Here is a 10,363-nt window from a genome sequence, read left to right as displayed (position 1 = left end):
TTCCATGATTTTGATCACGGCGAAGGACCCCGCCCCCGCGCCCATGATGGTGCGCGTCGGCGCGTCGTCTCCGAGCAGAAACAGCACCGCCGGCGTGATCGCTTCGGGCCGCATCAGCGCCAACGCCTGCGGCGGCAGCAGTTCTTCCGTCATTCGCGTCGCCGCCGTCGGCGAGATCACGTTGACGCGGATGTCGTTCTTGCGGCCTTCCTCGGCCAGCACATTCATCAATCCGACCATGGCGGTTTTCGCTGCGCCATAATTGGCCTGGCCAAAATTCCCGAACAGCCCGGAGGAGGACGTGGTCAGGACGATGCGGCCATAATTGCGCTCGCGCATGCCGTTCCACACCGCCTTGCAGCAATAGAAGGTGCCGTTGAGATGGACATCGATCACTGCAGCGAAATCGGCCGGCTCCATCTTGGCGAAGGATTTGTCGCGCAGGATGCCGGCATTGGCGCAGAGCAGATCGACGCCGCCCCACTCCTTCATGGCGCGGTCCACCATCGCCCCGACCTGCTCGAAATCAGAGACGTCGGCGCCGTCGGCAATCGCCACGCCGCCGGCGTTGCGGATTTCCTCGACCACGGCTTCGGCCGACGTCAGCGATCCGCCGCTGCCGTCGCGGGCGACGCCGAAATCGTTGACGACGACCTTGGCGCCGCGGCTCGCCAAGGCAAGCGCATGCGCGCGTCCAAGACCGTTGCCAGCGCCGGTGACGATGGCAACGCGTCCGTCAAACCTGATGGTCATGATTGAATGTCCCAAGCCATAAACAAACCAGTCTCAAGCAAAATAGATCAGGCCGATCCAGTCGGCCACCAAAGCCGGCTTGTCCTCGCCCTCGATTTCGACGCTGACATTGGTGCGCGACAGCAGCTCCGTCGGCTTGCGCAGCCTGGCTTCGACCAGCGTAAAACGGCCACGGACGCGCGAGCCCGAGCGTACCGGCGAGATGAAGCGCAGCCTGTCGAAGCCGTAATTCACCCCCATCGTGGTGCCCTCGATGACCGGCATGACCTCGTAGGACATGATGCTCAAGAGCGCCATCGTCAGAAACCCATGCGCCACGGTGGTGCCGAACGGCGTTTCCCTTTTGGCGCGCTCGGGATCGATGTGGATGAACTGATGATCGTCGATGACATCCGCATAGACGTCGATCCGGTGCTGATCGACCAGATGCCATGACGAGACGCCAACTTCGTGGCCGACCATGCCCTGATAGGCTGAAAGCGAAATCGGCGGCTTCTTCCAGACCTCGTTCATGGTTCAGTTCTCCGTCGATCCGGCCGACCGCACTGCCTGCAGCTCCGGAAAATCTTCTTCGCGGAATTCCTGGCCGCGCAGCGCGTCCTCGCGATCATTTTCGTGCTCGAGCCGGCGCAGCTGCACGCGGCGGATCTTGCCGGAAATGGTTTTCGGCAATTCGCTGACGAGCTCAATGCGCCGGATGCGCTTGAAGGGCGCCAGCCGGGTATGCAGGTGCCGAAAGATCGACAGCGCGGTTTCCCGCGAGCGCTCCCTGCCTGAAACCAGCATCACATAGGCCTTGGGAATAGCCAGCCGGATCGGATCGGGTGTGGGAACGACCGCGGCCTCGGCGACCGCGTCATGCTCCAAAAGAATGCTCTCGAGTTCGAACGGGCTGATGCGGTAGTCGGACGATTTAAAAACATCATCGGAGCGGCCGACGAAGGTCAGATAGCCTTCGTCGTCGGCAAACACCACATCGCCGCTGCGATAGAGTTCGCCATCGGCGCCGCTCAGCTTGCCGTCATCGCCTTGATAGCCCTGCATCAGCCCCGCGGGCCTGTCAGCCCCGAGCACCAGAGTGACCTCGCCCTCTCGGGCAAGATGACCGTCGATGTCGGTGATTTGCACACGGTATCCCGGCAATGGACGGCCCATCGATCCAACCTTGACTTTCTGTCCCGGCGAATTCCCCGCCAGCGCCGTGGTTTCAGTCTGGCCATAGCCGTCGCGGATGGTCAGTCCCCAGGCGGCGCGCACCTGGTCGATCACTTCTGGATTGAGCGGCTCGCCGGCACCGCAGACCTCGCGCAGCGAGACCTCGAAGCTTGCGAGATCCTCCTGGATGAACAGCCGCCACACCGTCGGCGGCGCGCACAAAGTGGTGACGCCACATTGGCCGATGGTCGCAAGCAATCCCTTGGCCTCGAAGCGCGGCTGATTGACCACGAATACCGTGGCGCCGGCATTCCAGGGCGCGAAAAAGCAGCTCCAGGCATGCTTGGCCCAGCCCGGCGAGGAAATATTCAGATGAATGTCCCCCGGCTGCAGCCCGAGCCAGTACATCGTCGACAGTCCACCGACGGGGTAGCTGCGCTGGCTGTGCCGCACCAGTTTTGGTTTTGCGGTGGTGCCTGAGGTAAAATACAAAAGCATCGGATCGTCAGCCGCGGTCGGCCCGTCCGGAGTAAAGGATTCCGGATAGCCCGCGGCCTGTTCATACGGCAACCAGCCCTCGTGCCTCGACGAGGCGTTGACGACGATGCGAATCAGTTGGCCGGCGCCGAGACCTGAGAACTTCGCCACCTGGTCCTGCGAAGCCACCACGACCCTGGCGCGGCCGCGATCGAGCCGGTCGCGCAGTTCGTCCGGGGTCAACAACGTGGTCGCCGGGATCACCACCACGCCAAGCTTCATCGCCGCCAGCATGGTCTCCCAGAGCGGAACGACGTTGCCGAGCAAAAGCAGCAGATGATCGCCGCGCTTCAGGCCGTGCGCGCGCAGGAAGTTTGCCACTTGATTGGAGCGGCGCGACAGCACTTCGAATGAAAGTTTGGTTTCGCGATTGCTGCCGGCATCGACGATCCACAGCGCCGGACGATCCTTGCTGTCGGCATGGCGCGCGAGCTCCGCGTCGAACCAATCCAGCGCCCAGTTGAAGGGCACCGGCTCCGGCCAGCGGAAATCCGCCACCGCCCTATCGTAGTCGGTTCGATGCCTGAGCAGGAATGCGCGCGCTTCCTGAAATGTGGTCATTGATTGCTCACTCGCTTCCCGCCAGTCCGCGAACGTGCTGGATAATTCCGGAGAAATCTACCCCGCCATTTCCTGCGGCATCGAATGCCCGGTAGAGTTCCTGCGCGTGCTTGCCGAGCGGCGTTGCCGCGCCGGTGGCCTTGGCCGCATCCTGCGCCAGCGTCAGGTCCTTCAGCATCAGGGCCGAGGCAAAACCCGGTTTGTAGTCGTTATTGGCCGGCGATGCCGGAACCGGGCCCGGTACCGGGCAATAGGAGGTCAGCGACCAGCATTGTCCCGAGGAAGTCGAGGCGACGTCGAACAGCGCCTGGTGCGAGAGGCCGAGCTTTTCGGCCAGCGCGAAGGCTTCGCTGACCGCGATCATGGAAATACCGAGGATCATGTTGTTGCAGATCTTGGCCGCCTGCCCGGCACCCGCGCCGCCGCAATGCACGATCTTCTTGCCCATGTTTTGCAGCACCGGCTTGGCGGCCGCGAAGGCTGTTTCCTCGCCGCCGCACATGAAGGTCAAGGTCGCGCCCTTGGCGCCGCCGGTGCCGCCGGATACCGGCGCATCGACCGCGGCGACGCCATGCCTGGCCGCCAGCCCATGGGCCTGTTTCGCGCTTTCCACATCGATGGTCGAGCAATCAATGATCAAGGCACCCCTGGTGATCGCCGGCAGCACATCGTTCCATACCGACAGCACATGTTTGCCGGCGGGCAGCATCGTGATGACGACATCGGCGCCTTTGACTGCGCCAGCCGCGCTGTCGGCGATGGCAGCGCCATCGCTTTTAGCCTGCTTGCGGGAGGCTTCCACCAGATCGAACGCGATCACCTTGTGAGCGGCCTTGACCAGATTGGCGGCCATTGGCCCGCCCATGTTGCCGAGCCCGATGAATGCGATGTGTGCCATGTCGAATTCCCTCCGCTTGAGGCATCTTTATTGCGCGTACTCGAAAACGAGTTCATCGGCGCCGATCTCCGCGAAGTAAGGCATGACCATCTCCGGCGTCACATCCTCGATCCGCGGCGGCGACCAGCTGGGATTGCGATCCTTGTCGATCACGGCGGCGCGGATGCCTTCGCGAAAATCGTCGCTTCTGAACACTTCCAGCGCGGCGCGATACTCCCGCACCAGACATTGCTGCAGCGAGGAGGACGCCCGCGCCAGCCGCAGCAGCTTCAGGGCGACCACCATGCCGCGCGGCGACTTGCCGCGCAACGTCTTTAGGGTCGATTGCGCCAGCTCCGAGCCGTCGCGTTGCAAGGCTGCAAAGATCGCTTGCATGGTGTCATGGGCAAACCAGCGGTCGATCGGCGACTGCATCGCGGCGACCGGCCCGGCGCGTTCGCCGGTCGAAAAACCATCGATGGCTACTTTCACGTCGCCGGACTTCACGCCTGCGCGAAGACCGATCAGCATGTCGCGCAAGGCGCCGAGCCGGTTCGAAGGCACCACCGCGTCCGCAAAATGGGCATAGACCGCATCGGGGCCGTTCATGATCTGGCTGGTCAGACCAAAATAGGTGCCGATCTCGCCCGGCGAGCGCGACAGCAAAAAGGTGCCACCGGCATCGGGGAAGAAACCAAGACCGACCTCGGGCATCGCCAGTGTTGTTCGCTCGGTAACAACCCGATGGGCGCCGTGCGCCGAGAGACCGACCCCGCCGCCCATCACGATGCCATCCATGAAGGCGACGTAGGGTTTTGGGAAGGCCGCGATGCGGGCGTTGAGAATGTACTCCTCGCGCCACAGGATCTTGCCGAGATCGCCGCCCACCTTTGAGCTTTCGTACAGCGCCCTGATATCGCCGCCGGCGCACAGCCCACGGTCACCGGCGCCTTCGAGCAGGATCAGGCCGACCGCCGGATCGGCCTCGAATTCGTCGAGCGCCTTTACGATGTCGCGAAACATTCGCAGCGTTACCGCATTGATCGCCTTCGGCCGGTTGAGCCTGATGACGCCCGCGCCGCCTTCGCGCCGCGCGATCAGGTCGGGTTCGGAAACTGTGGCAGCGGCAGCCTGAGCCGTCATCGCGCGCCTTCGATCAGCTTGCGTGAGACGATCAGCCGCATGATTTCGTTGGTGCCTTCGAGAATCTGGTGCACGCGCAGATCGCGCACGATCTTTTCAATGCCGTATTCACTGAGGTAACCATAGCCGCCGTGCAATTGCAGCGCCTGATTGGCGACCTCGAAGCCGACATCGGTGCCGAAGCGTTTAGCCATCGCGCACAGCATGGTGGCATCAGGATCCCTGCGGTCGAGCGCCGCCGCTGCCCGCCACACAAAGGTCCGCGCCGCCTCCAATTCGGTCGCCATGTCGGCGAGGCGAAACTGCAGCGCCTGGAATTCGTCGAGCCGCTTGCCGAAAGCCTTGCGCTCCTTCATGTAGGTGAGCGACTTGTCGAGCGCGGATTGCGCGCCGCCGAGCGAGCAGGCCGCAATGTTGATGCGCCCGCCGTCGAGCCCGGCCATCGCGATCTTGAAGCCGATGCCTTCGTCGCCGAGCCGGTTGGCAAGGGGCACGCGGGCGTTCTCGAAAATCACCGCCCGGGTCGGTTGCGCATTCCAGCCCATTTTGCGCTCGTTGACGCCGAACGAAAGCCCTGGCGTGTCGCCCTCGACCACCAATGTCGAGATGCCGCCGGGGCCATCACTGCCGGTTCGCACCATCACGACATAGAGGTCGCCCTTGCCGGCGCCGGAGATGAACTGCTTCTGGCCGTTCAACACATAGTGGTCGCCGTCACGCACCGCCCGAGTTCGTAAGCCGGCGGCGTCCGATCCGGAGCCAGGCTCGGTCAGGCAATAACTCGCCAGCCATTCCATGGTGCAGAGTTTAGGCAGCCATTGATGGCGCTGGCTGTCATTGCCATAAGCGTCGATCATCCAGGATGCCATGTTGTGGATCGAGATGAAGGCCGACACCGTCGGGCAGCCCTGCGCCATGGCCTCGAAGATCAGCGCCGCGTCGAAACGCGTCAGCGCCGAGCCGCCGACGTCATCGCGGATGTAGATGCCGCCGATGCCCAGTTTTGCTGCCTCGCGCATCACCTCGACGGGAAAATGTTTTTCCTCATCCCAGCGCAGCGCATGCGGCGCGATCTCTTCCGCGGCAAACTCCCGCGCCATGTCGCGAACCGCAATCTGGTCTTCGTTGAGGGCGAAGTGCGTCATTCGGGCCGCCAGTCCGGCAGCAGCATCACGTGACGAGAAAAGTCGGTACCGGCGATTTTCGCCGCAAATCTGCGATCCGCCGTTACGAGCTGCGCGTCCAGTCGTCGTGCCGCTTCAAGGTAGATCAGGTCATAAATTGGATGCCGAAGCGTGCACGCATTTTCAAGCGCGGGTTCGATCAACTCATCGACATCCATCAGATCGGGCAGAAACCGCGTCAGCGAACCGAAATGATACGCGGCCTCATGAGAAGTCGGCATCCCTTGGATCGTCTTGCGAGCGAGCGCGTTGGCGATTTCAGTCGCGATCAAGCGGGGTGCGACAAGATGATCTCCGGAACCGTACAGCTCTTTTGCTAGGTCAGACATATCTTCAAGCACAAGCCATTTGACCGCTACGCTTGCGTCGATGACCAACGTCCTCACATCAAGCCTTCCCTGATCTCATCCAAAGTCAGGGAGGGCTGAATGCCGTTACACCGCGAGTGAAAATATCGCGACACGGCCACGCCCTCTTCGGGCGTGAATTTTTCCTTGCGTGCCAGCACGAATTCGACTTCCTGCTCGAAAGTGCGGCCATTCGCGCGCGCGCGGCGCTCGAATGCCGCCTCCAATTCATCGGCGCGGCTGCGTGTATCTGCCTGTGCCATAGGGTATCTCCGCCAATATCCGGCTTATTCATTACCTCAATTCATGGTCGGAATCGAGAACTCCGCGCCTTCCTTGACGCCGGAGGGCCAGCGCGCGGTGACCGTCTTGGTCTTGGTGTAGAAGCGGATCGAATCCGGGCCGTGCTGGTTGAGATCGCCGAAGCCGGACTTCTTCCAGCCGCCGAAGGTGTAATAGGCGATCGGCACCGGGATCGGCACGTTGATGCCGACCATACCGACATTGACCTTGGCCGCGAAATCCCGCGCCGCGTCGCCGTCGCGGGTGAAGATCGCAACGCCATTACCGTAATCATGGTCGGACGGCAGGCTGAGCGCCTCGTTGTAGTCATGGGCGCGCACCACCGACAGCACCGGCCCAAAAATCTCTTCCTTGTAGATCCGCATGTCTTTGGTCACATCGTCGAACAGGCACCCGCCCATATAAAAACCGTTCTCATAGCCCTGCATCTTGAAGCTTCGGCCATCGACCGCGAGTTTTGCACCCTCTTTGATACCTATCTCGACATAGTTCTTGACGCGATCAAGCGCTTCCCGGGTCACCAGCGGGCCATAGTCGGCGGACGGGTCGATCGAGGTGCCGATCTTCAGGGCCTCGACCCGCGGGATCAGTTTTTCCATCAAGCGGTCGGCGGTGGTCTTGCCGACGGGGACGGCGACCGAGATCGCCATGCAGCGCTCGCCGGCCGAGCCATAGCCGGCGCCGATCAGCGCATCGACGGTCTGGTCCATGTCGGCGTCCGGCATCACAATGGCGTGGTTCTTGGCGCCGCCGAAACATTGCGCGCGCTTTCCGGTAGCGGCGGCGCGCTCATAGATATATTGCGCGATCGGCGAAGAGCCGACGAAGCCGACGGCGCGGATATCGGGGTCGTCGAGGATGGCGTCGACGGCTTCCTTGCCGCCATTGACGACATTGAGGATGCCCGGCGGCAGGCCGGCCTCGATCATCAGTTTGGCCAGTTCCATCGGCACGCCGGGATCGCGCTCCGACGGCTTCAGGATGAACGCATTACCGCAGGCAATGGCGGGGGCGAATTTCCACATCGGGATCATCGCCGGGAAGTTGAACGGCGTGATGCCGGCGACCACGCCCAGGGGTTGCCGCATCGAATAGATGTCGATGCCGGGACCGGCACCCTCGGTATATTCGCCCTTCATCAGATGCGGGATGCCGCAGGCGAATTCGACCACCTCAAGGCCGCGCTGGATGTCGCCCTTGGCGTCGGGAACGGTCTTGCCGTGCTCGCGCGCCAGGAGATCGGCGAGCTTGTCGTAATCGCGCTGCGCCAGTTCGAGGAACTTCATCATGATACGGGCGCGGCGCTGCGGGTTGGTGGCGCCCCATTCCGGCTGGGCCGCCCTGGCGTTCTCGACCGCGGCGCGCAGCTCGGCCTTGGAGGCCAGCGCCACCTGGGCCTGGACGTCGCCGGTCATCGGCTCAAACACGTCGGCATACTTTCCGGAAGTGCCCTTGACCTCGCGGCCGCCGATGAAATGTCCGATTTCGCGCATGGGTTCCTCCGTAAGCCTCTCGGCCAGCGCCGATTTTGGCGGCATCTTGCAGTGTTTGCGGCGTTTGGGAAGGGTCTCGATGCGCAGCGCGTTTGCGAAAATGCGGGTCTGGCCCCGGTCTTGCCCCGCGGTTTCGGCCGCCTACGACCAATATCGCACACGATGGCGCCGAGAGCTCGTCACTGCCGCGCCGGTGCGGCGGCTTTTTTGACTGCGGTTTTCTTCGCCCCCGGCTTCGGCGCGGTGGCGCGATCGAGCACGGCGTCGCGCCCGGCGGTCAGAATTTCGTCGGAGAACTCCCCTTGACCGGCGATGCGGGCCAGCACCAGTGTCCCCATCATGGTCGCGATAGCGGCCATCGCCTGTTTGCGCGCGGCCTCGGGCGGCTGTTCAGGAATCTGCGCGGCGAGCATGTCGATCATCTGCTCCAGTTTGGCCGCGAAGGCTTTTCGGGTTTTCGGACTCTCGCGGGCGATATCGGCGCCAAGCGTCGGAACGGCGCAACCCTGGCCGGGATCGTCGCGGTGAACGGGGGTCAAATAAGACGCAACGATGGTCGCCAGCCGCTGGTCCGGCGGCGTCTGTTCGGCAAGCTTGCGCCAGCGCTCGGTCGACCGATCCATCGCATAGGCAAAGGCCTCGATGACAAGCGCTTCCCGGGAAGCAAAATGCGCGTAGAACCCGCCATGGGTGAGGCCCGCGTCCTTCATCAGGTCGGCGACCCCGATGCCATGCGCGCCCTTCTCGCGCAGCCGCACCGAGGCTTTCTTCACGATCCGCGCATGGGTCTCGATCTTGTGTTCCCTGGAGTAGCGCATCTGCAGTCCCATGAAATGTCCGGGATCATATAATAGCATCCGTCAGCAATGGAAAGCTGCATCTATTTGAGCCCCCGGACGGCTCGCGGTTAACTGACCCGTCCTTCGGCCGGCGACCTCCTCGCGATAGCTTGACAAGCCCGTGATTTACTCGGGAATAACCATCCCCGACCGAGCTGACGTCAACCCGCGAGACCGCGCATGCATATGCTCAATCCCTATTGCGGCGTCGACCGCGACCCGCGCGGCGTCGTTCGGCTGACGATCTGCAATGCCGGTTCGCTCAATATCCTGGGGTCGGCTGGGATCAACGGCGTTCGCGAGGGATTGCAGGTTCTCGCGACCGAACGGCATGTTCGCGCGCTGGTCCTGGCAGGCGAAAGCGAAAAGAGCCTGATCGGAGGCGCGGACATCAAGGAAATGGCTGGGCTCGACCAGGCCTCCGCCGAGAAATTCATCACCGGCCTGCGCGATCTCTGCGAAGCCGTGCGGACCTTTCCGGAACCGGTGATCGCACGGCTGCCCGGCTGGTGCCTCGGCGGCGGCCTTGAAGTCGCCGCGTCCTGCGATTTCCGCATCGCCGCGCATGATGCCAAATTCGGCATGCCCGAGGTCAGGGTCGGAATTCCCTCCGTCATTCATGCCGCGCTGTTGCCGAGGCTGATCGGCTGGGGCCGCGCCCGTTGGCTGGTCATGACGGCCGAGATTATCGACGCCGCCACCGCGCTGGCCTGGGGGCTGGTCGACGTCGTCGCGCCGGAAGGCGGCCTCGATGCCGCGGTCGAACGCACATTGGGCCTGCTGCTGGAATGCGCGCCGGAGGCCTTGCGTGCGCAAAAAGCCCTGCTCCGGCAATGGGAGGAACTGCCGCTGAAGGCATCCGTCGATCTCAGCATCGACGTGTTCGGGCAGGCCTTCCTGACCGGCGAGCCGCAGCGGCTGATGCAGGGTTTTATTGACCGGAAACGACAGGCATAGCCTGCGTCTAGAAAATGCAAAAGCACTTTCAATCTGCCTGCCTGCATGATACGCTATCAAGCGTTGTAATATTTTTCATAGCCTTTCTAAGATTGTTGCGACGGACTCAACTATTTTACCGATCGGGGTAACGCCCATGCCATCGGATCAGTCACGGCAGTTTATGCCGTCGTCACGGACCCAGAACAACAATATTCGATTTGGCCGGAGCGTT

General features: G+C 62.8%; 11 protein-coding genes. 1 reads left to right on the top strand and 10 read right to left on the bottom strand.

Annotation, left to right across the window (positions count from 1 at the left end):
* From ABSG20_RS20365 to ABSG20_RS20320, 10 genes are all read right to left on the bottom strand, one after another.
* Positions 1–753, bottom strand: a 753-nt coding sequence (locus tag ABSG20_RS20365; protein WP_423866313.1) for an SDR family NAD(P)-dependent oxidoreductase, incomplete at its 3' end; no start/stop codon positions are given.
* Between the two features lie 33 nt (positions 754–786).
* Positions 787–1,266 carry a MaoC family dehydratase gene (locus ABSG20_RS20360; RefSeq protein ID WP_423866312.1) on the bottom strand — a complete coding sequence of 160 codons (480 nt, stop codon included), beginning with the start codon at positions 1,264–1,266 and terminating at the stop codon, positions 787–789.
* Between the two features lie 3 nt (positions 1,267–1,269).
* Positions 1,270–3,006, bottom strand: a complete 1,737-nt coding sequence (locus ABSG20_RS20355; protein ID WP_423866311.1) for an AMP-binding protein — start codon at positions 3,004–3,006, stop codon at positions 1,270–1,272.
* A gap of 7 nt (positions 3,007–3,013) precedes the next feature.
* Entirely contained in the window at positions 3,014–3,904 is an 891-nt protein-coding gene (gene mmsB / locus ABSG20_RS20350) for a 3-hydroxyisobutyrate dehydrogenase (protein WP_423866310.1), read from the bottom strand.
* A gap of 27 nt (positions 3,905–3,931) precedes the next feature.
* Positions 3,932–5,026, bottom strand: coding sequence for an enoyl-CoA hydratase/isomerase family protein (locus ABSG20_RS20345; RefSeq protein ID WP_423866309.1), 1,095 nt, complete (start codon positions 5,024–5,026; stop codon positions 3,932–3,934).
* Positions 5,023–6,171: an isobutyryl-CoA dehydrogenase gene (locus ABSG20_RS20340; protein WP_423866308.1), complete on the bottom strand. Its 1,149-nt coding sequence runs from the start codon at positions 6,169–6,171 to the stop codon at positions 5,023–5,025. Before ABSG20_RS20340 ends, ABSG20_RS20345 begins: the two co-directional genes overlap by 4 nt.
* The gene (locus tag ABSG20_RS20335) at positions 6,168–6,596 is read right to left on the bottom strand and encodes a type II toxin-antitoxin system VapC family toxin (protein ID WP_423866307.1); all 429 of its coding nucleotides are present in this window, start codon (positions 6,594–6,596) and stop codon (positions 6,168–6,170) included. The genes ABSG20_RS20340 and ABSG20_RS20335 overlap by 4 nt, the downstream gene beginning before the upstream one ends.
* Positions 6,593–6,820 carry a hypothetical protein gene (locus tag ABSG20_RS20330; RefSeq protein ID WP_423866306.1) on the bottom strand — a complete coding sequence of 76 codons (228 nt, stop codon included), beginning with the start codon at positions 6,818–6,820 and terminating at the stop codon, positions 6,593–6,595. Before ABSG20_RS20330 ends, ABSG20_RS20335 begins: the two co-directional genes overlap by 4 nt.
* A 36-nt stretch (positions 6,821–6,856) precedes the next feature.
* Positions 6,857–8,353, bottom strand: coding sequence for a CoA-acylating methylmalonate-semialdehyde dehydrogenase (locus ABSG20_RS20325; RefSeq protein WP_423866305.1), 1,497 nt, complete (start codon positions 8,351–8,353; stop codon positions 6,857–6,859).
* A gap of 179 nt (positions 8,354–8,532) precedes the next feature.
* Positions 8,533–9,171, bottom strand: coding sequence for a TetR/AcrR family transcriptional regulator (locus tag ABSG20_RS20320; protein WP_423866314.1), 639 nt, complete (start codon positions 9,169–9,171; stop codon positions 8,533–8,535).
* 201 nt (positions 9,172–9,372) lie between these two features.
* Between ABSG20_RS20320 and ABSG20_RS20315 the strand changes: the two genes are divergently transcribed.
* Positions 9,373–10,149, top strand: coding sequence for an enoyl-CoA hydratase (locus ABSG20_RS20315; RefSeq protein WP_423866304.1), 777 nt, complete (start codon positions 9,373–9,375; stop codon positions 10,147–10,149).
* The last annotated feature ends 214 nt before the right edge of the window (positions 10,150–10,363 follow it).

This window comes from Bradyrhizobium sp. (assembly GCF_049512235.1).
GTDB lineage: Bacteria > Pseudomonadota > Alphaproteobacteria > Rhizobiales > Xanthobacteraceae > Bradyrhizobium.
This window is presented reverse-complemented; position numbering and strand designations above follow the sequence as displayed.

Excerpts from the sequence above, each read along its gene's own strand:
- mmsB (WP_423866310.1), bottom strand. The coding sequence starts at position 3,904 with ATGGCACACATCGCATTCATCGGGCTCGGCAACATGGGCGGGCCAATG.
- ABSG20_RS20330 (WP_423866306.1), bottom strand. The coding sequence starts at position 6,820 with ATGGCACAGGCAGATACACGCAGCCGCGCCGATGAATTGGAGGCGGCA.
- ABSG20_RS20340 (WP_423866308.1), bottom strand. The coding sequence starts at position 6,171 with ATGACGCACTTCGCCCTCAACGAAGACCAGATTGCGGTTCGCGACATG.
- ABSG20_RS20360 (WP_423866312.1), bottom strand. The coding sequence starts at position 1,266 with ATGAACGAGGTCTGGAAGAAGCCGCCGATTTCGCTTTCAGCCTATCAG.
- ABSG20_RS20345 (WP_423866309.1), bottom strand. The coding sequence starts at position 5,026 with ATGACGGCTCAGGCTGCCGCTGCCACAGTTTCCGAACCCGACCTGATC.
- ABSG20_RS20355 (WP_423866311.1), bottom strand. The coding sequence starts at position 3,006 with ATGACCACATTTCAGGAAGCGCGCGCATTCCTGCTCAGGCATCGAACC.
- ABSG20_RS20325 (WP_423866305.1), bottom strand. The coding sequence starts at position 8,353 with ATGCGCGAAATCGGACATTTCATCGGCGGCCGCGAGGTCAAGGGCACT.
- ABSG20_RS20320 (WP_423866314.1), bottom strand. The coding sequence starts at position 9,171 with ATGCGCTACTCCAGGGAACACAAGATCGAGACCCATGCGCGGATCGTG.
- ABSG20_RS20315 (WP_423866304.1), top strand. The coding sequence starts at position 9,373 with ATGCATATGCTCAATCCCTATTGCGGCGTCGACCGCGACCCGCGCGGC.